The sequence below is a fragment of the Burkholderia sp. KJ006 genome (assembly GCF_000262695.1).
GTDB lineage: Bacteria > Pseudomonadota > Gammaproteobacteria > Burkholderiales > Burkholderiaceae > Burkholderia > Burkholderia vietnamiensis.
On record NC_017921.1, the window covers coordinates 2,156,623 to 2,179,742 of the forward strand.

Consider the following 23,120-nt stretch of genomic DNA (forward strand, 5'->3'; position numbering starts at 1 on the left):
TCCTGCAGTCGAATTCTCGTCGACGTGCTACTCCTGAAACCGGTACAACTGGATACGGCCCCATCAATTCAACGACGGACTGCCGCCAGCTTTTGCGAAACAAAATCTTAACGCAGGGTCCGGAATCGGTTGACCACCACACTTCCTCTGTGGTCATGTGAAACCGCATGATCTGCGCACGCTTCACCGCACTCCCATCGCCGTTATCAAACTCAAGAACGATCGTGCATCGCATCTCGGATCCGCATCTCGAAGTTTGGGAGACGATACGCTTCCACGCGGACGATTCCCGGTCCGTTTAACGGCTTCCTTCAACACCAATATCCAGCAACTGGTGACGTAGCGCAAAGCGAACCATGTCTGATTCATTATTCAGGTCCAGCTTTTCCAGAATGCGCGACTTGTATGTGCTGACTGTCTTGATGCTGAGGTCCAGGCTTCCGGCCATCTGCGAAATCGCTTGTCCTGATGCCAAGCCGACCAGGATCTCGAACTCCCGCGCGGTCAGGCGATGATGTGCGAGCGCCTCACTGTCGCCGTTGGTGACTTGCGCCAGCAGATCGCCCACCATCGTGCTCACGTATACCCCACCGCCGGCAAGCTTTCGAACCGCGTCGATCAGGTCCGACCGCGAGCAAGTCTTCGAAAGAAATCCCGAAGCCCCTGCCCTGAATGCCCGCACCGCATGGGTCTGTTCGGAATGCGCAGTCAGAACGAGCACCCGAACATCCTGATGCTCCGTCTTGATCTTCCTGATGAGTTCGACCCCATGAATACCGGACATCTCCAATCCGAGTGACAACACGCGCGGCTTCATAGCGCTCACGAGTTCGAGCGTGCCGGCCCCATCTGCGGCGTCACCGGCGATATCGACGTCGTCGACCTCTGCGAGGACGCTACGCACACCTGCCCGCATGACGGCATGTGCGTCGGAAATCACCATTTTTATCATGGCAGACACCCATTCATTTGGTAAGCGAACCAACTCGCGGTGGCGGGTGATTTGCAGGCACTAACTCGTTTCAAAGCATGGGATCGGGAATGCATCTCGTCTGCACGCTGCCGTACAAAGTCCGGCGGCGCGGACCGAGCGCCGCGACACGTACACTAAGAGACGGTTTCATAAAGGCTGCTGAGTCCGCTGCAAAATGTTCCAGCAGATCATGGAGCAACCGAGTTTGAGGAACGCTTCGTGAATGTCGGCACGCCGTTCGAATCGGATACGGAGACGGGAGACGTCGAAAGTGGTGCATCCAGGCATGCGTGCGCTCAACGACCCATCGAACTTTCCCGAGGCCGCTGCCGTGTGGTTGTCCGCGTCGGGCAATGCTGGTGGGAATGCCTCGCTCGTGCAGGATGCGTCGGTACTTGTCGTGATCGTAGCCTCGATCAGCATAGACGCGTTTGGGCCGGCTCAGTGGCCGACCGCGAACGCCTTTGATCGGCGCGATCGCTTCGATCAGGGGGATCAGTTGCGTGACGTCATTGCGGTTGGCACCAGTCAAGATTGCCGCGATCGGTGTACCGTTGGCGTCGGTGGCGAGGTGGTGTTTGGAACCGGGTCGCGCTCGATCGGTGGGGTTCGGGCCAGTTTTTCGCCCGCCCCAACCGCACGAATCGACGAGGAGTCGACGACCATACGTGAGAAGTCGATCTGGTTAGCCACGCGTAGTTTGGTCAGCAGCAACGCATGCAATGCGTCCCACACACCAGCCTCTTGCCAGTCCCGCAGCCGCCGCCAGCAACTCACGCCCGAGCCACATCCCATTTCCGCAGGAAGATCGCGCCAGCGAATGCCGGTCTTCAGCACGAACAGAATGCCCGTCAGCGCTGCGCGATTCGGCACGGGCTTGCGACCCGGGTACTTGAACCGACGGGGATTGGCAGGTGGTAGAAGTGGCTCGATTAGTTTCCACAACTCGTCGTCAATGATCGGCTCGCCCATCTCCCTGATCCTGTTGCCATGACGGCTCAGGTTAACAGGTCGAAAGAAAAGTTAACAGTAGCTACGCGTCTTTATGAAACCGTCTCTTCGAGCGAGGCAAGGGTCCTTCAAATCCCGTGCCGAATATCGAGCGATACCCCGAAGTGGCGCCCCCTTGATCCAGATCAGCACACAAGACAGGCCCGTACCGATGCTGTTCATACGGCGTCAAGGGCCTTCCAGACTGCCGTACGACGTCATCCATACACACGCCAAAGGAGTTGCCATGCGCGCCGAACGGATTAACGAGCTATGGGCCGAATTTGATGACCTTGCTTCGAAAAGCGAAAACGAGGATGTTCAATTTCTGATCCGGGCGATCAAGCTGCATGCAGAGCTGATGAATGCCCGACTCGGCGCGCTTGAGGTGTTGGGCGGCGTCAACGTTCAGACCAAACCAACGTAATGTGCGACCCGTCTCGGGCGGCCGGGCCAGATTCATCCCGGCTCCTGTGTGCTCCGGCGGGATCCGGCCGGGGCTTGCCGTCCGGCACCCTGTCCCTGGCCGCTACCGCTCGCCGACGCGCGGCCGGCATCGATCGGGACAGCCGCCGGTTCTATCCGGTCGGCGCCGGCATCGCATCGATGGCAGCGGCAGCGTTTCCGATCCGGGACGGCGTCATGCCGCACGATGCGATGCTCGTGCGTCATGCGATGCAGCACTCGCGGGTCGACGACCAGGACGGCATCTGACAGCCGACGGCAGGCGCTTACCCCCGCTGGAGCACCCGGGCGATGCCAACGAGGGCTTTCGCCCGCCGCAGCCGTTGTCAGTATCCCCCTACAGCCGTTCCCCAAACCCTACGTGACTTTCCATCGCTGCCGATTCCGGTCCGGCCGCGCGCGAACCATACTGATCTGTACGGAGGTCCGGGTGCCGATCATGCCGTCGCCAGCGTCGCCCAACAATGGCTCGGCACTGTTACGGGTACCGGATCGCCGCCCGCCGTCGCGCTGACTCAATCGCTAGGTTCCGAGCTGCGCACGGCCAGCAGATGACCAGAAACGAATTTTTCGGCCAGATCGACCGCGCCGCTGCATGACACACCCTCCATGCAGTGGCGCCGCACCCGACCGACTGACGAGGAGCAGATCATGCCGACCGCCCGAGCCCGCGAAAATGCCTGTCCCGCCATCGCGTATGCGATGACGATCGCACTGCATCCCGTCGATCGGGACGACCGAGTGAAGCACCCCGGCGCGCACTGCTCGACCTGCTCGGTCCGTTCGGCGTGCATGCCGACGGAACTCGACGATGCAGACCTGGCCATCCTCGACGAGATCGTCTGCACGACCCGCTCGGTCAAGCGGGGCGAGTCGCTGTTCCGCGCACACGATACGTTCCAGAGCCTCTATTCGGTCCGCACCGGCTCATTCAAGACAACCGTCATGCATCGCGACGGCCAGGAGCAAGTGACCGGATTCCAGATCGCAGGGGAAACGCTCGGTCTCGACGGCGTCTACAGCGGACGTCACAACGGCGATGCGATCGCGCTGGAGGACAGCACCGTCTGCATCATCCCGTTCGGCCAGTTGGAGAAGGTTTGCGCCAAGGTGAGGTCGATGCAGCACCATCTCTACAAGATGATGAGCGGCGAGATTGTGCGCGAGTCGGGCCTGATGATGCTGCTTGGCACGATGTCGGCGGAACAGCGAGTCGCGGAGTTCCTGCTGAACCTGTCCGAACGCTTCAGGGCGCGCGGCTATTCGTCGGCGGATTTCAACCTGCGCATGACGCGCGAGGAGATCGGCTGCTATCTCGGCATCAAGCTCGAAACGGTCAGCCGGATGCTGTCGAAATTCCAGCGCGACGGACTGATCGACCCGCACGGCAAGCAGATCCATATCATCGATCTGGCCGGGCTCGCGCGCGTCTGAGCGCTGGCCGCCTATTCTCCGGGTTTCGGCCGCGGATACCCGCCTGCAGCATCCGCTGACCGCATGCGCAGACTCAGGCGACGGATCGTGAATATTCGCACGTAATCATGCACGTGAGCATCTTTCGTCAGCGTCGCGATTTCGTCGTCGAGCATCCGCCGCTACGTGTCGTCCGAAATCGACAGGTCGCGCGCCAAGGCCGCCAACGATGCGAGCAACCGATCCTGGTTCATCACCGCCCTCCCGCAGGAACAAGGCTTTCATCCACGGTCGTCCTGGCTGAATCCATTGAAACGCGCGGCGGCGCCACCGCGCTTGACATGAATCACACGCCCCGGATCGATGCACGGTCCCGACCGCGGATCCAGCCGGCCGGCGAGGGTGTTCCGGAGTTTGACTTGCATCAATCGCCGGGCCGGGACCACGCATAGACCGGATCGGACTGCCTGCCGGACACCGCGCAATGGCGAGCGCGCCTCTGACACGCTTGCCGGGAGACCTGCTCGCCCTCGCTTGGCTCGCGGTTGGGACGGCGTCCACCCGGATGCCGGAGCCCGCCGCGCTCGTCGACCAGTAGCAATATGCGTTCTGCCACACCGCCGACATGTCGTTCCTCGCACCGACGTTTCATGAGATCTCCGAACGGTATCGAGACACCCCGCATGCCGAGGACTTCCTCGCGAACAAGCTGAGACCGGCCGGCCGCACGCACTGGGCGACACCGCGATGCCGCTGCCAGCCGAGCGTGGCGGGCCGCTGTCCTCCGAGGACGCGCATACGCTGAGGCATGAGCCAGTAAAAGCGTCGGCCGCCGGTGACGGCGGCCGCCCTCCTTCATCGATTCGGAGCCCATCGGGCGAATCACCGACGGCGCCATCGACGACTCGCAGCGTCCCCCGTTCGCGCCAGGCGACTTCGATGATGACTTCAAATGCGTGGGCACCTTCAAGCGCAACCCGGCAATTGCCGGGTCGCGCTTGAACCGACCGGCGACTACCATCGCCCGCAGGCTCAGGTCCGACTCGAGCAGCGCGTCGCGCATCAGGTTGATTACCGGCTGCGTGGCCAGTCCCACCCGCACCACGCTGGCGGCCAGCGTATTCGACGAGATGTCTCCGCCGAAGCAGCGCAGCAGCGTGGCCTGACGATACAGCGGCATGCCGTACTGGTACTTGCCGGTGATGATCCACGCCAGCGCGGATTCCGTGAGCAGCCCGCGAGGGATGATCCGCGCCGGCGCGGGCGTGACCGTGATACCGAGATCGCAGCATGGGCACGCGTATTTGACCCGTTGGTGCTGAACGACGCGCACTTGCTCGGGAATCACGTCGAGCTGTTCGCTCGTTTCCACGTCGATCTCGACGAGAGCATGGCCATCATGCGCGCAGTACCGTTCGGACTCGGGCAACTCGTGCCGCACGACCTCGCGCGGCAGGTTCGGATCGAGTGGTTTGCGCCCGCGCTTGCCTCGGGTATGGGCGGCGACCGATGTACCGGGCATATCCTCGCGCGCGGGCGCGTCGGTAGTCATCGCCAGCGCCTCGGCTTCGTTGAACAGACCGATCTGGTCGGCATGGCGCGCTTCGCTCGATGCGCCGAACAGTTCGTGCTCGTAGGCCCGCAGTTTCTCCTCGGCCAGATCGCGCTGAGCCGTCACAAGTCGAAGCTCACCGCGCAGCGCATCACATTCGGCGAGCAGTGTGACCCTGCCTCGAATCCACGTACAGCAAGAAGTTTGATAACTTTTTGTCTGTATGGAGAAGAGCATGGCAGAGAACGTGGTACCGAGACGGCAGTACACGAAGGAATTCAAGGTTGAGGCGGTGCGGCTCGCTGAGAGCGTCGGTCAGCATGAGGCTGCTCGCAGGCTGGGCGTGCCGGTGGCAACGCTGGGAAACTGGTGCCGTGATCAGCGCGATGGCAGTGCGCAGGCCGCAACAGAGTCGGTGTCCGCTGCGCCGAGCTCAAGCCGTCACCCGCTCAGCGACCTGGAGGCTGAGAACAGTCGTCTGCGTAAGGAACTGGCCAGCGCAAAGCTGAATATCGAAATTCTTCGACAGGCGAACTTCGCGAAGGGGTCGCGGTGAGGTACGCCTGGATCGACGCACATCGCGACCAGTACAGCGTAAGTCGGCTTTGCCGGGTTGTGGGTGTGTCGCGCAGCGGCTATTGCCAGTGGCGTGATCGGGCGCCAAGTCGGCGAGCCCAGGCCAATACCGCGCTGGACGCCGAGGTAGCCGCCATTCATCGTGCCACCCGCGGCAGCTATGGCCGACCTCGTATCGTGCGACAGTTGTGTGCTCAGGGCCAACCGGCGGGCGCCGAACGCGTGCGTCGCCGCCTGCAACGCCAGGGGCTACGCCCGGTCGGTCTACAAGCGCCCGTATCGGGTGACCACGGATTCGACGCATCGCCTGCCGGTGGCGCCGAATCTGTTGGATCGGCGTTTCGACGGCTAGCAGCCCAATCAGGCCTGGGTCAGCGACATCACCTTCGTCAGGACCGCCGAGGGCTGGTTTTGTATCTAGCGGCGATCCTGGATCTGGCGAGCCGGCGCATCGTAGGCTGGTCGATGTCCGAGCGGATCAACGCGGATCTGGTCTGCCAGGCGTTGCGCAGCGCGTGCTGGCAACGCAAGCCGCCACCCGGATTGCTGCTGCACTCCGATCGCGGCGCGCAATATGCCAGTCGCACGTACCGGAAACTGGCCGCCACGTTCCAGATGAACGTCTGGATGAGCCGGCGTGCCAACGCCTGGGACAACGCCCCAATGGAGAGCTTCTTCAAGACATTGAAGGTCGAGAGAATCTATCAGAACAACTACGAAACGCGCGCTCACGCCCGCCTGGATATCGTCGACTAGATCGAGGTCAATTACAATCGGCGACGCTTGCATACCTCGATCGACTACCTTACCCCCGTCGACTACGAGGACAGGTTGATCACCGCATGAGTTGCTGTATGTGAAAACGAGGCAGGGTCACCGGAAGTACGAGACGCCGAGCAGCTAGGCAACTTCTTCGGGATGAGGGCTCGCTTGCTCATATCAATCCCCAATTTATCCGGGTCACTATCTGTTGCGCTGCTTCCTGCAATCCAAGTTTCCGCGACGTGCTACGATTGATTACCGAATGATTGGGAGTAGGCAATGGACCTAGACGGATTCAAGCCGTATCGCGGCTATTTCTATCGCGTCTCTGCAAATTCCTGTCCGGCAGGAGAGTGGCGCGGCACGATTGATATTCGTCGACGTCATTGGAACGGCACAACCGAAGCTGTGATTTCGAATATGGACGTGCCTGGCACATTCATCACCGAGGGCTTGGCCCTCGATGCCTCTGACGCCTACTGCCACATACTCATCGACGAGCAAAAGTTCGGGGATAAGTAGGCTCAATGCGCCTTCCAGAATTCAACTGGCTAGACTTGCGGATTTGCGTCCCAGCCATGGCCGCGCGCTGCGCCGCTGACGTACAAGTCGAGTCTGGCTGGCGTCTTTAATCCTACTGTGTCAATAAATAAATCTTTGGCGCCGAACAAAGCGGACATCGCTGAAGCCGGCGCGCGATGTATGCAGCGATACGCCAGCGCATCTTGGCGACATGAACCATGCGTTCGAGCGTCGTGTCTGGGGGCAAAGTCGAAAGCCAATATTTGAGTGGCTCCGGATCACCTTCGGGCCATTCGATCAGCAGCCATTCCTCATCGCGCAGTGTGGACCGCCAGTAATCGCGGTGTGAAGCACGCACGCGCACGGCGGCAAAGCGCGAACTGAGCGCGGCGCATGTGCCTTCGCGCCATATCACATTGCGATAGCACGAGGCATCGAGCGTCGAGGCCAGATCCTTGATCTCCGATCGGCTCATGTCCCGGCGCGCGCCGCAACAAGCTACGCGGCCGGCCCGATTTCCCCGTGGAGGGCTCGGGAGGGAGAGGAGCCGTGCCCATACGCGCGTGTTCGAGCGAATGCCCACCGCATACTGCAGCCCGAGCTCGCTGACGGCCTCGCGAAACGAGGTGTCGTCTCCATACCCTGCATCGGCCAAAACGACACCGTCGGGCGCGCCGCTTTGCCGTGCTTCGCGCAACTGCCCGGTCGCAATCTCCGGCTTGGTTGAAAACTCAATTTCCTCAGGCACGCCGGCTTTCCGTCGCCGCGCGGGATCGTCGCTCCATTCGCGCGGCAGATACAGTCGATACGATACCGGCAAGCTCGCGTCTTCCGTCGCCACCGACAGGCCCACCGCAACCTGACAGTTGTCCTGCTTGCCCAACTGACCGCAGTATTGCCGCGCCACGCCGACCGAATGCTTGCCCTTCTTGGGAAATCCCGTGTCGTCAATGATCCAATATAACCCGCCAGCCGGGTCCATATGCGGCAGCACCCAGCGCAGTCTTGAGTGTGCGCCAGCAAATCAAGCAGCATGCTGGCGAGAGGAATGCCTCATGCACGTGTGTGTATCGTTCGTAGCGAAACTTGAGCCGACTGAAAGCATGAAGCTAGGCGAAGGAACGTTCGATGAACCAGCGTGTTTTTGCCGAGACCATTGCTGTGAGCCCCCCCAATTTTGGCAAGCAAGGGCCCGATGTCGCGTTGGCGCAGACGTTGCCGATGTGGCTCGGTGGGATCACCGGCATCACGTGTACAATGAATCCACATCACCCTTCGCACAGCCCCGACAAGAGGCGCGTTGGTTCGTCAATAGACGGAGCGCCTCATGTACCGGATGATCCCATATCGCGGTTTCGAGATTCATGTTGAACTGACCTCCTCGGCAGAGGATCTGTACAACGTAAGTTTCCAGATAAAAGGTAGCCGGAACCTCGTCCTCATTGGCGAACGAGGTAGCCGTATCCGTTTGCGCAACGGCCCTTATACCCGACGCTGGGCATACCTCATCGCAGAGGTGGCGGGGCAGGCAGCGATCGACGTGCTGCTTGGTCCGCCCAACGACGATAACGGCCTCCTGTAGCAGGAAGCCAAGCACATCAAGTATGAAGAATTCTTGCTAGCATCTGAAAAGGGGCTAGCGTCTTTCGCCGCGTATGGTGAATTCCGGAGACGCTCCTTATGATCAAAGTGGCGATCTCCGATGCGCACGCAGTGCTACGCTCGGGAGTGAGGTGCACGCTTGAGGCGACGGACGAATTCACGGTCGTGGGCGAAGCTTTCGATCGCGACAGTACTCTCGCGTTAGTGCGCTCGACTGACGCGGATGTGCCGACGCTTGGTCTCATAATGCCCGGCGTGAACGGCGTTGAACTCATCGAGTTAATTCGGAAGGAGTGCCCTTCGCTTCGCGTATTTGAACCGCCCCGGAATCGTGGAGGCTGGTTGATTTAAGTTGATGCGGGTTCAGCGGCAGCTGTTTCAAGTTGCCGATAGTAGTTCGGCACGCGTCAAGGTAGTTGCCGCCTCATTCATCCAGCCAAAGGCTGTTCATTTGGATTGGGTGGCGTCGCGGCGACGACCGAGTCGCGCTCCGGGTTCAGGGTCACTGCGCCGACTGGTGTCCAGTCGCGTGTCTTGCCCGACCATCGGGCGGGATTGCATTCGCGGGCTTTCGCATACCGTGCGTGACGTGCCGCGAAAAGCACGCGATCGTCGCCGGCATGCCGCTGCGCGGGCGTCACGTAGCGGATACCGCTACGACGATGCTCGACGTTGTACCACTGCACGAAACCGGCCGCCTAGTTGCGAGGCAAGCGTCCTGCCAGTACCGTCTAGCGAGATTGCACGGAGCGAGCGAAAGTAGTTCCCATCACATGAGTGGAGGGAACCAAATTGGATAGCGAACCGAAGCGGGCGAGCCGGAAGGGGTGCCCGAATCATCCGATCGATTTCAAGAGGCGCTCGGCGGAGCTGGCGTGCGAGCCTGGCGTTTCGGTGTCGAAGCTGGCTCTCGAACACGGCCTCAATGCCAATCAGCTGTTCAGATGGTGACGGCAGTATCGAGTCGGATTATTTGGGACGTCGGACGCGACGCTGGCGATGCTACCGATTACGGTTGTCGACGCGGCGTCGGCAGCGCAACCGGCCGAAGCACGTCACGATACGTCGGTGGCGGCGCCTGTGCCGAGGAGGCCTTGTCCGCCGGCACGATCGAGGTGCATTTCGCCGACGTGATGGTCCGTATTGGCCATGGTGCCGAGCCGGCGACGTCACGAGCGGTGCTGGCGGCGTTGCGTCGATGATCGCATCGGGACCTGACTTCGGTCGTTGGCCTGCCGGCAGGCACCCGCATCTGGATCGCGGCAGGTGTCACCGACATGCGCTGCGGCTTCAATGGTCTGGCGGCCAAAGTGCAGACAACGTTAGCGGAGAATCCGTTCAGCGGGCACATCTTTGTGTTTCGCGGCCGGAGCGGCGATCTCGTAAAGGTACTGTGGTGGACCGGGGATGGATTGTGCCTGCTCGCCAAGCGTCTTGAGCGAGGTCGCTTCATCTGGCCCGTTGGAACGCACTGACGCGCTACTGTGACGACGGTGCCGTCGAGATCGATAACTCGGCGGCAGAGCGAGCGCTGCGTGGCGTCGCACTCGGACGCAAGAATTACCTGTTCGCAGGTGCCGATTCCGGCGGTCAGCGTGCGGCAGCCCTCTACAGCCTGGTCGAGACGGCCAAGCTGAATGGCATCGATCCCGAGGCATATCTGCGGCGAGTGCTGGACCGCATCGCCGACCATCCCATCAACCGAATCGAAGACCTGCTTCCATGGAATATCGAGATGCTCCCCGTTCTGCAAGCGGCCGCGTGAGATGACTGCACGAAAGACGACTTCCCGTTCATCGGGGCAACTGCTGCAACTGAAGATCGAACTGTCGAGAATCAAGCCATTGATCTGGCGGCGGATCCTGGTACCGGAAACGGTCACACTCGCCAAATTGCACCGGATCATACAAGCTGCGATGGGCTGGACCGACAGCCATCTGCATGAGTTCGAAATCGCCGGGGAGCGCTATGGCGTCCCCGATCCGGAGTTCGACTTCGGCGAACCGGTAATCTCCGAAGTGAGAACGAAGCTGGGCAAAAGCCTAGGCGGCGACGCCTCATTGAGATACGTCTACGACTTCGGCGACGACTGGGAGCACAAGATCAAGGTGGAAAAGGTCCTGCCGGCAGATGTCTGCCCGACTCCCGTATACCTCGGCGGCGCCAATGCTTGCCCACCTGAACATGTGGGCAGCCCATACGGCTACGTCGAGTTCCTCGAGGCGATTGCCGACTCCGCTCACCCTGAACACGAACACATGCTCGGTTGGCATGGTGGACCATTCGATCCCGCCGCAATCGACCACGACCTCATCCAGGCGCGCCTTCAGCGCATCAAGCTCTGAGCGTCAAGACGGCCTTCGTTGGACGGATACCCCAAAAGTGCGGTCCTTTTTGAATGCCGACAGTCGATCAACCCCACTCTCGCCAGTGCCATCGTGCATATCGTCTTTTTCCGATATATGATTCGGTCAACGGCGATACTCGTTGTGCTCCGGTTTTTCCGCCCGAACATCTGACCCTTGCCATGCCGACCGAACTCGACATCGATGCGATCCTGAAAGCGCTCTCGAATCCCGTGCGCCGGGAAATTCTCGTCTGGCTGAAAACGCCCGACGTGCATTTCCCCGCGCAGACGCTGCCGTACGACCACGGCGTCTGCGCCGGGCAGATCGACGCGCGTTGCGGGCTGTCGCAATCGACCGTCTCCGCGCACCTCGCGACGCTGCAGCGCGCGGGGCTCGTGACGTCGACACGGATCGGCCAGTGGGCGTTCTTCCGGCGCAACGAGGCCGTCATCGAGGCGTTTCTCGACGCCGTGCGCCGCGAACTCTGACCCTGCGGACCGGCCGCCGCACGCGAAGCGAAGCGACGGCCTCCCGCCTATCGTGAAAAGGTTATCTCCATGCCTACCCTGTTCGACCCCGTTACCCTCGGCGAGCTGACGCTGCCGAACCGCATCGTCATGGCGCCGCTCACGCGCGCCCGCGCCGGCACGACCCGCGTGCCGAACGAGCTGATGGCGCGCTACTACGCCGAACGCGCGTCGGCCGGCCTGATCATCAGCGAGGCGACGTCGGTCACGCCGCAAGGCGTCGGCTACGCGGACACGCCGGGCATCTGGTCCGACGAACAGGTCGAAGGCTGGAAGCGCGTGACGCAGGCCGTGCACGCGGCCGGCGGCCGCATCGTGCTGCAGCTGTGGCACGTCGGCCGGATCTCCGACCCGATGTTCCTGGACGGCGACCTGCCGGTCGCGCCGAGCGCGATCGCGGCAGGCGGCCATGTGAGCCTGGTGCGGCCGGAGCGCCCGTTCGTGACGCCGCGCGCGCTGGAGCTCGACGAAATTCCGGGCATCGTCGCCGCCTACCGCAAGGGCGCCGAAAACGCGAAAAAGGCCGGTTTCGACGGCGTCGAGATTCACGGCGCGAACGGCTACCTGCTCGACCAGTTCCTGCAGGACAGCACCAACCGTCGCACCGATGCGTACGGCGGCCCGATCGAGAACCGCGCGCGCCTGCTGCTCGAAGTGGTCGACGCGGCGATCGACGTGTGGGGCGCGGGCCGCGTCGGCGTCCATCTCGCGCCGCGCGGCGACGCGCACACGATGGGCGACTCGAATCCGGCTGCAACGTTCGGCTACGTCGCGCGCGAACTCGGCCGCCGCAAGATCGCGTTCATCTTCACGCGCGAGTCGTATACGGGCGACCAGTTGAGCCCGCGCCTGAAGGAAGCGTTCGGCGGCCCGCTGATCGCGAACGAGCAATTCACGCCCGACTCGGCACGGCAAGCGCTCGCCGACGGCAGCGCCGACGCGATCGCGTGGGGCAAGCTGTTCATCGCGAACCCGGACCTGCCGCGCCGTCTCGAACTCGGCGCACCGCTGAACAAGCCGGTGCCGGAGACGTTCTATGCGCAAGGCGAGACGGGCTACACCGACTATCCGGCGCTAGACGACGCAGCCTGACGGCGCAGACGTTCACGCGCGCACGTCGGCGCGCATGAACACGCGGCGCGTCTCGTCGAGCCCGCGCTCGACGTGATGCGCGCGAATCGCGCGCAGCGCGGCGTCGAGCGCTGCGTCGTCGATCACACGAAAGCCGACGCGCGCGTAGTAGGGCGCATTCCACGGCACGTCGCGAAACGTCGACAGCACGACCTCAGCGAACCCGTCGCGCGCGGCGCGCGTCATGATCCGCTCGATCAGGCGCGCGCCGATGCGCTGCCCCGCATGCGACGGCGCGACATCGAGTTCTTCCAGGTAGAGCCGCCGCGCGTCGAGCAGCCGGTAGAACGCGAAGCCGACGCACGCGCCCGTTTCGTCCGTCGCGACATACGCGTGGCCCGCGTCGATGCGCTCGAGCACGGCGGCCGCATCGGTCGGCTCGCCTTCGGCAATGTCCGGCATGCCGATGAAATGAAAGCGCCGGGCAGCGGCCACTTCGACGGCGGCCATCGCGGCCGCGTCTGCGCGCGTGGCGCGGCGAATCCGGATCGATACTGTCATCACGGCAACCCAGGCAGACGGAAACGGCCGTCACTATAATCGAAACTTCATACCTTTCGAACGCCCCCTTCCGCCAGAGGTTCGCCATGACGTTGTCCGCGCTCGCCGTGTTCGCCTTCGCCCTTCTCGCCCTGGCCGGCACGCCCGGCCCGAGCGTCGCCGCGCTCGTCGCGCGCGTGCTGACGAACGGCGTGCGCGACGTGCTGCCGTTCCTCGCCGCGATGTGGATCGGTGAAGCGCTGTGGCTCACGCTGGCCGTCGCCGGGCTGTCCGCGTTCACGCGCACGTTCGAAAGCGGCCTGCTCGTGCTGAAGCTCGTCGGCGTCGCGTATCTGCTGCTGCTCGCGTGGAAGATGTGGCGGGCGCCGACCGACACGAAAGCCGCCGACCTGCCGCGCGGCCAGTCGCCGTGGCGCATGTTCGCGGCCGGCACGCTGGTCACGCTCGGCAACCCGAAGATCATGCTGTTCTATCTGGCGTTGCTGCCGACGATCGTCGATCTGACGCAGGTCGGCGTGCTCGCGTGGGGCGAGCTGGTCGGCACGATGCTCGTGATCCTGATCCTGACCGACTGCTTCTGGTCGCTGCTCGCGCTGCGGGCGCGCGCGTTCCTCACCTCCGCACGCGCGAAGCGGATCGCGAACCGCACGAGTGCGACCGCGATGGCCGGCGCGGCGGTCGCGATCGCGGTGCGGTGACTCGCCCTCGCCGGGCATGACGAACGGCGACAGGCTCCAATCGGAAGGTCCGTACGATCGGACACGCGGGCCAGCACGTCGCATGCACTCGCCTCACCGGAGGAGTCCATCATGAAGCACTGGCTGTCCGCTTCGCTGCTGTGCCTGTGCGCGACGCTCGCGCAGGCGGCCGGCGTCAAGTTCGCCACGATTCCTGCCGATGCATCCGGCCCCGAACTGCACGCGATCATATGGACGCCCTGCGCCGATGCCGCGCAGACGCTGACGGTCGGCCCGTACCTGCTGCAAGGCCGGCGCGACTGCGCGACCGTCGGCGACGCGCTGCCGCTGGTCGTGATCTCGCACGGCCACGGCGGCACGTATCTCGGCCACCACGATCTGGCGGAAACGCTCGCCGATGCGGGCTACGTCGTCGCGGCGATCAATCATCCGGGCGACACGTTCGCCGACATGAGCCGCGCCGCCGACGCGCAGGAATTCTTCGAACGGCCGATCGACATCAAGCGGCTGGTCGACTACATGCTCGGCCCCTCGGCCGACGCCGCACGCATCGACCCGGCGCGGATCGGCTTCTTCGGTTTTTCGCGCGGTGGCTACACGGGCCTCGTGCTGGCGGGCGGCAACCCCGATTTCGAGCATGCGCCGGTCGCGTGCACGAACCCCGCGTGGCGCATCTGCAAGCAGATTCACGACGAAAGCATCACGCGCCAGCCGTTGACGCACGACGCGCGCATCAAGGCTTACGTGATCGCCGATCCGCTCGACGAATTCCCGAGCGCCGCCACGCTGACCAACGTGCACGCGCCGATCCAGCTATGGACCTCCGAATTCGGCGGCGACGGCGTCGAGCCGCACACCGGCCCCGCGCTGGCCAAGTTGCTGCCCGCGCGCCCCGAACTGCACGTGGTGCCCAATGCGGGGCACTTCGCGTTTCTCGCGCCGTGTCCGCCCTCACTCGCGCAGCACGCGCCGGCCGTCTGCACCGACGCGAAGGGTTTCGATCGCGTGGCGTTCCATGCGACGCTCGACGCGAGCGCGCTCGCGTTCTTCAACGCACACATGCGCTAACAGCCGCTCGGCGCGCACGGCCGCGCAACCACGAAACCGTTGCACGCGACCAGCGCGCGCACGAGCGCCCAGTCGTCGTCATCGCAGAAGTCGAGCAGCATCGCGCCGCACGGGCCGGGCCGTTCGCGCAGGTGTTGGGCGAGCCGCGCATGGATGCCCTGCACGCGGCCGTCGCCGCGCGCGACGATCGACGGATTCGCGCCCATCCCCGTACCGCTGCAGAAGTTGATCGCCCAGCGGCCGCTTTGCGGCGACGGCATGCCGGTCAGCAGCGCTTCGATCACCCGCCACTTGTACTGGATCGACCCGACGACGGGCACCCGGTATTCGTCCTGGATCACGAACGACGCATCCGGATGATCGATCGTGAAGGTCGCGTTGTCGGGCCACGCGCTCAGGTCGATGCCGAGCGGCCGGCCGCTGCGAAACCGCCGCAGCAGCACGATCGCGCCGCGCACGTCGCCGAGCGCGGGTAGCGCGCGACCCGCATGCCAGCGCAGTGCCGGATGACGCGCGCGATGCGCGTCGAACGTGGCATCGAAGCCGCGCGTGCACGCGTGCGCGGGCCATTCGTCCTTCACCGACATCACGATGCATTCGCGCGGATGCGCGGCGAGAAACCGCGCGCAATCGGCGAGCACGTCGTCGAACGACATGCCGAGCGCGATCGCGCCGTGATGAATGTCGAACGTGTCGCAACGATGCCGGCAGCGGATGTCGAGCAGCCGCACGCCGTGCGCAAGCTGCGCAGCGAGCGGCGCGCGCTGCGTGCGCACGAGCGGATCGTCGACCGTATACGCACAGGTGTCATGGCTGCCCGGTAGGGTCAGCGTATGCAGCGGCCGTGCGTCGTCGAGCGCCGACATCCAGTCGGTCAGCGGTGCGGGCGTTTCGTGTGTCGAGAGGAACATGTGTCGATGATCGGCAAGGAAAGGAAAACCTGGGTCACGGCGTCGGACGTCGCCGCGCGCGCCGGCGTGTCGCGCTCCGCGGTGTCGCGCGCGTTCTCGTCGACGGCGAGCATCGCGCCCGACACGCGCGAACGCGTGATGGCCGCCGCGCGTGCGCTCGGCTATCAGGTCAACCTGATCGCGCGCGACATGATCACGCAGCGCAGCAGCATGATCGGCGTCGTGACGGCTGGTTTCGAGAACCCGTTGCGCGCGCGGCTGCTGTCGGACCTGATGGCCGTGCTCGGGCAGCGCGCATTCACGCCGCTCGTGACCAACGCCGACGACCCGCAGCAGCTCCGGCAAGCGCTCGAACGGCTGCTCAGCTACCGCGTCGCCGGCCTCGTGATGACGTCCGCGTCGCCGCCGCTGTCGGTCGCTCGGCAGTATCTCGCGCACCGGATCCCGGTCGTGATGATCAACAGGGAAGCGAATCTGGCCGGCGCGGACGTCGTCGTCAGCGACAACGCGGCCGGCGCCGCCGAGGCCGCGCAGCGTCTCGTGCACGCCGGAGCACGCCGGCTCGCGTTCGTCGGCCCGCATACCGCGAGCTTCAGCGCGCGCTCGCGCGCCGACGCGTTCGCGCACGCGCTGCAACGCGGCAACATGTCCGGCGCGACGCTCGCGAGCGTGATCGATACGGCATCCGACACGCATGCGTGCGGCCTCGACGCCGCGCAGCAGCTGTTCGCGGCCGACCACCGCCCGGACGGCGTGTTCTGTTCGTCCGACCTGCTCGCGCTCGGCGTGATCGACGCCGCGCGCGCTGCGTTCGGCCTGCGCGTGCCCGACGACGTCCGCGTGATCGGCTTCGACGACATCCCCGCCGCCGCATACGACGCGTACCGGCTCACGACGCTGCGCCAGGATACGCAAGGTCTCGCGCACGCGGCCGTCGACCTGCTCGCCGACCGGATCAGCGCATTCGACGGCGCGTCGCGCACGCGCGTCGTGCCGGTCACGCACGTGGTGCGGCACAGTTGCGCGTGACGCGCGCCGTCACTTCAGCCCGCCCGCGAAGCCGCGCAGCAGGTAGCGCTGCACGTAGCCGGCCATGGCGAGCGTCGGCAGCGACGCGAGCAGCCCCGCGCTCATGAGGTCGCCCCAGTCGATGCCGTTCTCGGTCACGTAGCCGGCGATCGCGAGCGGCAGCGTGAAGCGGCTCGGCGTCGACACGAACAGCAGCGCGATCAGGAATTCGTTCCATGCGGCGATGAACACGAAGATCGCGGTCGCGATCAGCCCCGGCGCGCACAGCGGCAGCACGATCTGCACGAGCCGGCGCGCGAGCCCCGCACCGTCGATGCACGCGGCCTCCTCGTATTCGAGCGGCACGTCGCGCACGAACGCAAGCAGCATCCAGATCGCCATCGGCAGCGCGTACAGCTGATACGCGAGCATCAGGCCGGGCGTCGAGTCGAGCAGATGCAGGCGCTTCGCGAGCGCGAACAGCGGCACCGCGATCGTGATCGGCGGCATCAGCTTCAACGCGAGCACGAGCATCAGGAACAGCACGTCGAGCCGCGCGGGGAATCGCAGCCGTACCAGCGCATACGCGGCCGGAAACGCAAGCAGCAGCGCGAGCAGCGTCGTGCCGAAGCCGACCAGCAGCGAATTGGCGAGCGGCGCGCCGATGCCGTTCGACCATACCGACGCGAAATGCTCGAGCGTCGGCGCGGCCGGCCAGATCCGCAGCGGATGGTCGAGGCGTTCGAGCGTCGGCATGAACGCGGCGCCGGCCATCCACAGACACGGCAGCAACAGCAACGCGAGCGCGACGAGGCGCAGCGCCCACGGCGCCGCGTGCGCGAGCGCGGCGCCCGCGCGCGCAGGCGCGTTGCCGACGCGTTGCGGCGTCACGCGCGCCGCTTGCGAACCGTTTGCCATACGTATCCCGAGACCAGCAGTGCGGACGCCGCGAGCATCAGCACCGACGCGGCGCTCGCCGTTCCGACGTCGAAGAAGCGAAAGCCCGTGTCGTAGATGTAGGTCGACAAGGTCTGCGTCGCGTTGCCCGGGCCGCCGCCCGTCAGCGCATAGACCTTGTCGAACAGCTTGAACGTGTCGATCGAGCGCAGCAGCAGCGCAAGGCCGATCTGCGGCGCCGCGAGCGGCAGCGTGATGTCGCGCAGGCACTGCCATTCGCTCGCGCCGTCGGTGCGCGCGGCTTCATAGAGCTCGTGGGGAATCGATTGCAGCCCGGCCAGCACGATCAGGAACGCCATCGGCGTCCACTGCCACACGTCGACCAGCGCGAGCGACCACAGCGCGAGATGCGGATCGGACAGCCAGCGCACGCCTTCGATGCCGAGCGCGGCGAGCAGCGCATTGAGGAAGCCGTCGAAGTTCAGCCAGTTGCGCCAGATCGCCGAGCACACGAGCGTCGACAGCATCATCGGCAGGATCGCGAGCGGCAGCGCGATGCGCCGCCCGGGGAAAGCGCGCACGAACAACAGCGCGAGGCCGAAGCCGAGCGCGACTTCGGCGAGCGACGCGACGATCGTGAACCGCAGCGTATTGCCGAAGCCGGCGGAGAAGGCGTCGTCGCCGAGCACCGCGCGATAGTTCGCGAGCCCCGCGAACGCGCGGCGGCCCGCCGCATAGTCGACGCGGCAGAACGAGTCGACCAGCACCTGTGCGACCGGGTACAGCGCGAGCGCGGCCAGCACCAGCAGCGCGGGGCCGAGCAGCGCGACGAACGGCAGACTGCGGACCAACGGCTTGACGCGCGCGACGCCGCCGCGCGCATGGACGCGCGCCGTCACTTGCCGGCCGCGGCCATCGCCTGCGCGATCTTCTGCTGTGCCTGGCGCAGCGCCGCCTCGGGCGCGGCCTGCCCGGTCAGCGCGAGCTGCAGTTGATCGCCGAGAATGCTCTCGACCTGTTGCCAGTCCTTCACGCGCGGCCGCGCGCGGCCCGCTTCGAGCGCCTTCAGTTGATCGGGATACCAGCGATACTGGCGCACCAGCGCCGGATCGGCGAACACGCTGCGGCGCGTCGGCGGAATACCGAGCGCGGCGAGCCGCGTCTGCGTGTCGCGCGAGCTCAGGTACGCGAGGAAGTCCTGCGCGAGCTTCGCGTGCGGCGCATCCTTCGGAATGCCCATCTGCCAGATGCCGAGCATCGGCGCGGGGCCGGCCGTCTGGCCGGGCGGCGGCTGCAGCGCGATCTGCCCGGCCACGCGCGACTGCTTCGGATCGTCGAGCGCCGGAATCCACGCCGGCCACACTTCGATCGACTGCGCGGCGGCGCCGCGTTGCAGCGCGTCGCGCACTTCGGCGGCGCCGTACACGTCGACGTCCTTCGGCGCATACGCCTTCAACGCGACGAAAGTCTTCAGCGCGGCCTGCGCCTCGCGCGAATCGATCGTCACGTTGCCGGCGCGATCGAACACGTCGCCGCCGTACGCCCACAGGATCGGCAGAAAGCCGGTCACGATCGGGTTGCCCTTGGTGCCGCGAAACACGACGCCCGACATGCTGTGGTCCGCCGCGCCGACGGTCTGCGCGATTTTCAGCACGTCGTCCCAGTTGCGCGGCGGCTGCAGGCGGTACTTCGCGAGCAGATCCTTGCGGTACGCGAACATCTCGACGTTGCCGACGATCGGCAGCGCGTACAGGGCGCCCGACGCATTCCGGCCGAGCGCGACCGCGGACGGCACGAGGTCCGCGTCGGCGAGTGCCGCGGGCAGCGGCTTCAACCAGCCGTTGCCGATGAATTCGGGCGCCCACGTGTCGTCCATCATCACGAGGTCGTACGTGCCGGTGCCTTCGCGCATCGACAGCTTCAGCTTCTGGTACAGGTTCGCGTTCGGCAGCTTGAGCAGCTCGATGTCGGTGCCCGGATGCAGTTTGTTGAAACCGGCGACGGCGTCGGCGAGCCCCTTGCCGTAGATGTCGTCGCGGCCCGCGATGACGAGATCCGCCGCGAAGGCATGCGAAGCGGCAACGGACAGCGTAACGGCGGCGGACAGCGCGCGCAGACGGCTCAGCAGGGTCATGTGGTCTCTCTCGTTCGGCGTGGTGGCAGGTCGGCCTCGCGCTGCACACGTGTGCAGCGATGGCTATGCTTCCGTCAATCTGAAGCGACCGCCATTGTTCACGTCGATCGTTACGGATTGATGGCAGCTGGACGGCGCGGGACGAGAGACGGTGTGGCAGCGAGAGATCGCGGCCAGGTTGGCGCGCGCGTGCGGATCGCGATGGCGCCGGCCGCCGCCGTGTCGCAATTCGTGATGGACGAGCCGCCGCACCGGCGGCCCGGCGATGCGCGTGCCGCTGCGCGCTGGGCCGCGTCGGCGTCGGCGTCGGCGGCTATCGGTTCGAGTTCGCGGCGAACGTGTCGCAGGCGCTCACCTGACCCGACTCCATCCCGCGCCGCAGCCAGTACGCGCGCTGCTCGCTGGTGCCGTGCGTGAAGCTCTCCGGCACGACGTAGCCCTGGCTCTGCTGCTGCAGCCGGTCGTCGCCGATCGCGGCGGCCGCCTTCAGCCCCTGCTCGAAATCGCCGGGCTCCATCAGGTGCTGGTTCGCGCGCTGCGCGTTGTTCGCCCACACGCCCGCGAAGCAGTCGGCCTGCAGTTCCATCCGCACCGACAGCGCGTTCGCGCGCGTCTGGCTCGAACGCCGGCGCGCGGCATCGACCTTGTCCGAAATGCCGAGCAGGTTCTGCACGTGATGGCCGACTTCGTGGGCGATCACGTAGGCCTGCGCAAAATCGCCGCCCGCACCGAAGCGCTTGCGCAATTCGTCATAGAAGCCGAGGTCGATGTACACCTTGCGGTCGGCCGGACAATAGAACGGGCCCATCGCGGTCTGGCCGGTGCCGCACGCGGTCGGCGTCGAATTCGTGAACATCACCAGCTTCGGCGGCTCGTATTGCGCATGCAGCTGCGTGCTGAACACGCCCGTCCACGTGCGCTCGATATTTCCGAGCACCTTGCGCGTGAACAACGCGCCCGCATCGTTCGCCGGCGCGCCCTGATGCTGCGTGGGCGCCGGCTGCGTCTGCTGCTCGCGGCCCTGCAACGCCGACGCGCCTTGCAGCACGACGCGCGGATCGATCCCGAAGAAATACGATACGGCCAGCGCGACCACGATCGTGCCGATGCCGATCGTCGCGCGCCCGCCGCCGAAGCCGCCGCCGCGTCGATCCTCGACGTTCACGCTTTCTCTTTCGTCGTCCAGCCTCATTGCTGGCTCCTCCCTGTCTTGTCGAATCCGTGCCGTTCGCGCAACGGGCAGTGCGCCGCCGTTGCACGAGGCTTCGGCGCACGCGATGCAGGCGCATCGGCTGTGAGTTGGCGGCAGCGGCGCTGTCGGCGGTTACGCGCTGTGCGGCGCGCCGCCGGGTGTTGGTGATGGCGTCTGCACTGGCCTTGGCACCGGCCTTCGCGCTATTTTGCCGGGGCTTTTACGACTTGTCGCAAAAATACGGAGGATAGAGCGATTCGGTGCAGGACATCGTCAGCCTTTGCAAAATGGCGCGTCTGGCCGCCGGTCAGGCCGGCAGCGGCAACCCGCTTGGATCGTGCGGGCGATCGCATTCATCCTTTCCGCGGATGCCGGCGTACGACCGCGCCGCGTACGGTGACGAGGCAAGGCATCTTTGCGGAGCAAGGCATGAGCTATGTGCGTCCCCGCATGATTGCGGTCACCGGCGCGGGTGCCGGCATCGGCGCTGCGCGTGTGCGCCGCTTCGCCGCGAGGGGCGACCGCGTCGTTCGTAGCCGGTGCGCCGCTCGTCGCCGGTGGCGGCGCAAGGATCGTGGACGTGTCGACGCTCGCGTTCGAAGACGCCTGACGCACCTGGATGCGCGCCGTGCATTCGGTCGGCACGGGGTGGCAGGTGTTCACGGGGGGTGTGGGGTTCGTTATGTCCGTTCGTTCGATCGGTTCGCTCGGTGCCGCACGTTCGTCCGCTCTCTGTATTCGGCGCCTTCCTCGCGCGGCCTCCGGCCGCCGCCTCCGTTCACGACAAGCAGCCGAGCCCCGCCAGCGTCGTCTCCACCGCTGTGTCGAGCGGCGTCAGTGGTTCGCGCCCCAGCACCGCGGTCAGCCGCGCGTTCCCCATCCGCAGCGGTTCGCGCCACAGATACCGCATCTCGAGCATCTCGTGCATCGTCGTGACGAATGGCGCCGCGGCCCATACGAGCCACCAGGGGAACTGCCGGATCGTCGGCCGCAACCCGTGCCGCTGCGCCACGCGACATACGGCCTGCGCCAGCTGCATGCCGTCCGCGTCCCAGTGGCCGCCGAGATGGAAACGCGCGAACGGCTCCAGCGCGTCGCGCCGCTCGAGCAGTTCGACCATCGTGCGCGCGACATCCGGCAGGTATGCCCATTGATGGCCGACGCCCGGCCGCCCCGGGACGCTGATCGCCGTGACCGGACGCCCCGCCTTCACCATGCCCTGCCCGAACCAGTTGTTGCCCGCGCGGGGACCGAAAAAATCGCCGGCCCGCACGACGATCGTGCGCACGCGGTTCGCCGTCGCCGCCTGCAACCGCCGCTCCATCTCGACGCGGATCGCGCCCTTGCGCGTCACCGGCCGCTGCGGCGCGTCCTCGTGCAGCAGCGCAAACGCGTCCGGACCGAAGTTGTAGACCGTACCGGGCAGCACGATCGTCGCCTGCTCGCGCGTGGCCGCCCCGATCGTGTTGTCGAGCATCGGCAGCACCTGCGTCGACCAGTTCCGGTAACCGGGCGGGTTCACCGCGTGTACGAGCACGCTGCAGCCGCGTGCCGCACGAAGCACCGCGTCGCGGTCGAGCGCGTCGCCGCGCACCCATCCGATGCCGTCGCGCTCCACGCTCGCGGCGTCGAGACTGCGGCTCAACGCGCGCACCTGCCAGCCGGCATCGCGCAATTGCCGCGCGACCTCGCCGCCGATTCCGCCGCTCGCGCCAAGCACGAGTACCTGCCGTTGTGTCCCCGCTGCGCCTGCCGTCATGACCGCCCTCCGTGATCGAACCGTTATCGGTCGCCATTCTCGGCCGGAGCGAGCTAATAATGAATTGCCGAGCTTGAGCGATCGGCTATAC

General features: G+C 65.4%; 23 protein-coding genes and 7 pseudogenes. 17 read left to right on the forward strand and 13 right to left on the reverse strand.

Translation table 11 applies throughout. The features are described from left to right. Positions 1-298: 298 nt before the first annotated feature. Both MYA_RS23375 and MYA_RS30285 read right to left on the reverse strand, forming a co-directional pair. Positions 299-943 (reverse strand): response regulator, encoded by a 645-nt coding sequence (locus MYA_RS23375; protein WP_226102831.1) that lies wholly within the window; start codon positions 941-943, stop codon positions 299-301. A gap of 177 nt (positions 944-1,120) precedes the next feature. Next, positions 1,121-1,945: pseudogene (locus MYA_RS30285) on the reverse strand (IS5 family transposase). Positions 1,946-2,210: 265 nt separating this feature from the next. Here MYA_RS30285 and MYA_RS30290 point away from each other — a divergent pair. From MYA_RS30290 to fnr, 3 genes are all read left to right on the forward strand, one after another. Beyond that, a complete protein-coding gene (locus MYA_RS30290; protein WP_014725349.1) occupies positions 2,211-2,390 on the forward strand; it encodes a hypothetical protein in 180 nt (59 codons plus the stop codon). A gap of 74 nt (positions 2,391-2,464) precedes the next feature. Next, positions 2,465-2,677: a hypothetical protein gene (locus MYA_RS23390; protein ID WP_014725350.1), complete on the forward strand. Its 213-nt coding sequence runs from the start codon at positions 2,465-2,467 to the stop codon at positions 2,675-2,677. Positions 2,678-3,079: 402 nt separating this feature from the next. Further along, entirely contained in the window at positions 3,080-3,862 is a 783-nt protein-coding gene (fnr, locus tag MYA_RS23395; RefSeq protein WP_014725351.1) for a fumarate/nitrate reduction transcriptional regulator Fnr, read from the forward strand. Between the two features lie 11 nt (positions 3,863-3,873). Here fnr and MYA_RS32615 read toward each other — a convergent pair whose 3' ends face one another. Continuing rightward, positions 3,874-4,017, reverse strand: a complete 144-nt coding sequence (locus MYA_RS32615) for a DUF3562 domain-containing protein (protein WP_014725352.1) — start codon at positions 4,015-4,017, stop codon at positions 3,874-3,876. Positions 4,018-4,325: 308 nt separating this feature from the next. On the opposite strand from MYA_RS32615, the pseudogene MYA_RS32620 reads away from it, so the two are divergent. Beyond that, positions 4,326-4,645: pseudogene (locus tag MYA_RS32620) on the forward strand (c-type cytochrome); the annotation flags it as partial. Between the two features lie 229 nt (positions 4,646-4,874). On the opposite strand, the pseudogene MYA_RS32625 reads toward MYA_RS32620, so the two are convergent. Continuing rightward, a pseudogene (locus MYA_RS32625) lies at positions 4,875-5,579 on the reverse strand (transposase); the annotation flags it as partial. A gap of 37 nt (positions 5,580-5,616) precedes the next feature. Between MYA_RS32625 and MYA_RS23410 the strand changes: the two are divergent. Together MYA_RS23410 and MYA_RS23415 are read left to right on the forward strand one after the other, a co-directional pair. Beyond that, positions 5,617-6,815: pseudogene (locus MYA_RS23410) on the forward strand (IS3 family transposase). Positions 6,816-7,010: 195 nt separating this feature from the next. Then, positions 7,011-7,253 (forward strand): hypothetical protein, encoded by a 243-nt coding sequence (locus MYA_RS23415; protein WP_041494210.1) that lies wholly within the window; start codon positions 7,011-7,013, stop codon positions 7,251-7,253. Between the two features lie 187 nt (positions 7,254-7,440). Here the strand turns inward: MYA_RS23415 and MYA_RS30300 are convergent. Continuing rightward, positions 7,441-8,253 (reverse strand): annotated as a pseudogene (locus MYA_RS30300) (IS701 family transposase); the annotation flags it as partial. A 327-nt stretch (positions 8,254-8,580) separates the two neighbouring features. Between MYA_RS30300 and MYA_RS23420 the strand changes: the two are divergent. Together MYA_RS23420 and MYA_RS23425 are read left to right on the forward strand one after the other, a co-directional pair. Then, entirely contained in the window at positions 8,581-8,835 is a 255-nt protein-coding gene (locus MYA_RS23420; protein WP_041494211.1) for a hypothetical protein, read from the forward strand. Between the two features lie 98 nt (positions 8,836-8,933). Beyond that, entirely contained in the window at positions 8,934-9,206 is a 273-nt protein-coding gene (locus tag MYA_RS23425; RefSeq protein ID WP_050991238.1) for a response regulator, read from the forward strand. A 77-nt stretch (positions 9,207-9,283) separates the two neighbouring features. On the opposite strand, the pseudogene MYA_RS30305 reads toward MYA_RS23425, so the two are convergent. Continuing rightward, positions 9,284-9,544: pseudogene (locus MYA_RS30305) on the reverse strand (IS3 family transposase); the annotation flags it as partial. Between the two features lie 205 nt (positions 9,545-9,749). On the opposite strand from MYA_RS30305, the gene MYA_RS32630 reads away from it, so the two are divergent. The 6 genes and pseudogenes from MYA_RS32630 to MYA_RS23440 all read left to right on the forward strand — a co-directional run bounded on the left by MYA_RS32630 (position 9,750) and on the right by MYA_RS23440 (position 12,822). After that, positions 9,750-9,806: a hypothetical protein gene (locus MYA_RS32630; RefSeq protein WP_230945012.1), complete on the forward strand. Its 57-nt coding sequence runs from the start codon at positions 9,750-9,752 to the stop codon at positions 9,804-9,806. A 326-nt stretch (positions 9,807-10,132) separates the two neighbouring features. Beyond that, positions 10,133-10,330: an IS66 family insertion sequence element accessory protein TnpB gene (gene tnpB, locus MYA_RS30315; protein ID WP_081064175.1), complete on the forward strand. Its 198-nt coding sequence runs from the start codon at positions 10,133-10,135 to the stop codon at positions 10,328-10,330. Then, a pseudogene (locus MYA_RS30320) lies at positions 10,309-10,620 on the forward strand (transposase domain-containing protein); the annotation flags it as partial. The gene tnpB and the pseudogene MYA_RS30320, both read left to right, overlap by 22 nt. Position 10,621: 1 nt before the next feature. Beyond that, positions 10,622-11,200, forward strand: coding sequence for a plasmid pRiA4b ORF-3 family protein (locus tag MYA_RS23430; RefSeq protein WP_014725355.1), 579 nt, complete (start codon positions 10,622-10,624; stop codon positions 11,198-11,200). A 182-nt stretch (positions 11,201-11,382) separates the two neighbouring features. Continuing rightward, positions 11,383-11,691, forward strand: coding sequence for an ArsR/SmtB family transcription factor (locus MYA_RS23435; RefSeq protein ID WP_011882554.1), 309 nt, complete (start codon positions 11,383-11,385; stop codon positions 11,689-11,691). A gap of 69 nt (positions 11,692-11,760) precedes the next feature. Continuing rightward, positions 11,761-12,822 carry an alkene reductase gene (locus MYA_RS23440; RefSeq protein WP_014725357.1) on the forward strand — a complete coding sequence of 354 codons (1,062 nt, stop codon included), beginning with the start codon at positions 11,761-11,763 and terminating at the stop codon, positions 12,820-12,822. A 12-nt stretch (positions 12,823-12,834) separates the two neighbouring features. Here the strand turns inward: MYA_RS23440 and MYA_RS23445 are convergent, their stop codons facing one another. Further along, positions 12,835-13,362, reverse strand: coding sequence for a GNAT family N-acetyltransferase (locus MYA_RS23445; RefSeq protein WP_041494212.1), 528 nt, complete (start codon positions 13,360-13,362; stop codon positions 12,835-12,837). 86 nt (positions 13,363-13,448) lie between these two features. On the opposite strand from MYA_RS23445, the gene MYA_RS23450 reads away from it, so the two are divergent. Together MYA_RS23450 and MYA_RS23455 are read left to right on the forward strand one after the other, a co-directional pair. Next, a complete protein-coding gene (locus MYA_RS23450) occupies positions 13,449-14,060 on the forward strand; it encodes a LysE family translocator (protein WP_011882557.1) in 612 nt (203 codons plus the stop codon). Positions 14,061-14,171: 111 nt separating this feature from the next. Further along, positions 14,172-15,128: an alpha/beta hydrolase family protein gene (locus MYA_RS23455; protein WP_014725359.1), complete on the forward strand. Its 957-nt coding sequence runs from the start codon at positions 14,172-14,174 to the stop codon at positions 15,126-15,128. On the opposite strand, the gene MYA_RS23460 is transcribed toward MYA_RS23455, so the two are convergent. Further along, positions 15,125-16,039, reverse strand: a complete 915-nt coding sequence (locus MYA_RS23460) for a phosphatidylinositol-specific phospholipase C (RefSeq protein WP_014725360.1) — start codon at positions 16,037-16,039, stop codon at positions 15,125-15,127. The genes MYA_RS23455 and MYA_RS23460 overlap by 4 nt on opposite strands. Before the next feature lie 6 nt (positions 16,040-16,045). On the opposite strand from MYA_RS23460, the gene MYA_RS23465 reads away from it, so the two are divergent. Beyond that, positions 16,046-17,068, forward strand: coding sequence for a LacI family DNA-binding transcriptional regulator (locus MYA_RS23465; protein WP_014725361.1), 1,023 nt, complete (start codon positions 16,046-16,048; stop codon positions 17,066-17,068). A gap of 9 nt (positions 17,069-17,077) precedes the next feature. On the opposite strand, the gene MYA_RS23470 is transcribed toward MYA_RS23465, so the two are convergent. The 5 genes from MYA_RS23470 to MYA_RS23490 form a co-directional block, all read right to left on the reverse strand. Beyond that, entirely contained in the window at positions 17,078-17,965 is an 888-nt protein-coding gene (locus MYA_RS23470; protein WP_014725362.1) for a carbohydrate ABC transporter permease, read from the reverse strand. Next, on the reverse strand, positions 17,935-18,843 hold the full coding sequence (locus MYA_RS23475) for a carbohydrate ABC transporter permease (RefSeq protein WP_014725363.1): 909 nt from the start codon (positions 18,841-18,843) through the stop codon (positions 17,935-17,937). The genes MYA_RS23470 and MYA_RS23475 overlap by 31 nt, the downstream gene beginning before the upstream one ends. Then, positions 18,840-20,078, reverse strand: coding sequence for an ABC transporter substrate-binding protein (locus MYA_RS23480; protein WP_014725364.1), 1,239 nt, complete (start codon positions 20,076-20,078; stop codon positions 18,840-18,842). The genes MYA_RS23475 and MYA_RS23480 overlap by 4 nt, the downstream gene beginning before the upstream one ends. Before the next feature lie 313 nt (positions 20,079-20,391). Then, positions 20,392-21,270 carry a KPN_02809 family neutral zinc metallopeptidase gene (gene ypfJ / locus MYA_RS23485; RefSeq protein ID WP_014725365.1) on the reverse strand — a complete coding sequence of 293 codons (879 nt, stop codon included), beginning with the start codon at positions 21,268-21,270 and terminating at the stop codon, positions 20,392-20,394. A gap of 778 nt (positions 21,271-22,048) precedes the next feature. Next, a complete protein-coding gene (locus MYA_RS23490; RefSeq protein ID WP_014725367.1) occupies positions 22,049-23,029 on the reverse strand; it encodes an NAD-dependent epimerase/dehydratase family protein in 981 nt (326 codons plus the stop codon). Between the last annotated feature and the right edge of the window lie 91 nt (positions 23,030-23,120).

Excerpts from the sequence above, each read along its gene's own strand:
- MYA_RS23465 (WP_014725361.1), top strand. The coding sequence starts at position 16,046 with ATGATCGGCAAGGAAAGGAAAACCTGGGTCACGGCGTCGGACGTCGCC.
- MYA_RS23375 (WP_226102831.1), bottom strand. The coding sequence starts at position 943 with ATGGTGATTTCCGACGCACATGCCGTCATGCGGGCAGGTGTGCGTAGC.
- MYA_RS23455 (WP_014725359.1), top strand. The coding sequence starts at position 14,172 with ATGAAGCACTGGCTGTCCGCTTCGCTGCTGTGCCTGTGCGCGACGCTC.
- MYA_RS32615 (WP_014725352.1), bottom strand. The coding sequence starts at position 4,017 with ATGCTCGACGACGAAATCGCGACGCTGACGAAAGATGCTCACGTGCAT.
- fnr (WP_014725351.1), top strand. The coding sequence starts at position 3,080 with ATGCCGACCGCCCGAGCCCGCGAAAATGCCTGTCCCGCCATCGCGTAT.
- MYA_RS23430 (WP_014725355.1), top strand. The coding sequence starts at position 10,622 with ATGACTGCACGAAAGACGACTTCCCGTTCATCGGGGCAACTGCTGCAA.
- MYA_RS30290 (WP_014725349.1), top strand. The coding sequence starts at position 2,211 with ATGCGCGCCGAACGGATTAACGAGCTATGGGCCGAATTTGATGACCTT.
- MYA_RS23435 (WP_011882554.1), top strand. The coding sequence starts at position 11,383 with ATGCCGACCGAACTCGACATCGATGCGATCCTGAAAGCGCTCTCGAAT.
- MYA_RS23425 (WP_050991238.1), top strand. The coding sequence starts at position 8,934 with ATGATCAAAGTGGCGATCTCCGATGCGCACGCAGTGCTACGCTCGGGA.
- MYA_RS23420 (WP_041494211.1), top strand. The coding sequence starts at position 8,581 with ATGTACCGGATGATCCCATATCGCGGTTTCGAGATTCATGTTGAACTG.
- MYA_RS23445 (WP_041494212.1), bottom strand. The coding sequence starts at position 13,362 with ATGACAGTATCGATCCGGATTCGCCGCGCCACGCGCGCAGACGCGGCC.
- MYA_RS23460 (WP_014725360.1), bottom strand. The coding sequence starts at position 16,039 with ATGTTCCTCTCGACACACGAAACGCCCGCACCGCTGACCGACTGGATG.
- MYA_RS23440 (WP_014725357.1), top strand. The coding sequence starts at position 11,761 with ATGCCTACCCTGTTCGACCCCGTTACCCTCGGCGAGCTGACGCTGCCG.
- ypfJ (WP_014725365.1), bottom strand. The coding sequence starts at position 21,270 with ATGAGGCTGGACGACGAAAGAGAAAGCGTGAACGTCGAGGATCGACGC.
- tnpB (WP_081064175.1), top strand. The coding sequence starts at position 10,133 with ATGCGCTGCGGCTTCAATGGTCTGGCGGCCAAAGTGCAGACAACGTTA.
- MYA_RS23470 (WP_014725362.1), bottom strand. The coding sequence starts at position 17,965 with ATGGCAAACGGTTCGCAAGCGGCGCGCGTGACGCCGCAACGCGTCGGC.
- MYA_RS23480 (WP_014725364.1), bottom strand. The coding sequence starts at position 20,078 with ATGACCCTGCTGAGCCGTCTGCGCGCGCTGTCCGCCGCCGTTACGCTG.
- MYA_RS23415 (WP_041494210.1), top strand. The coding sequence starts at position 7,011 with ATGGACCTAGACGGATTCAAGCCGTATCGCGGCTATTTCTATCGCGTC.
- MYA_RS23450 (WP_011882557.1), top strand. The coding sequence starts at position 13,449 with ATGACGTTGTCCGCGCTCGCCGTGTTCGCCTTCGCCCTTCTCGCCCTG.
- MYA_RS23490 (WP_014725367.1), bottom strand. The coding sequence starts at position 23,029 with ATGACGGCAGGCGCAGCGGGGACACAACGGCAGGTACTCGTGCTTGGC.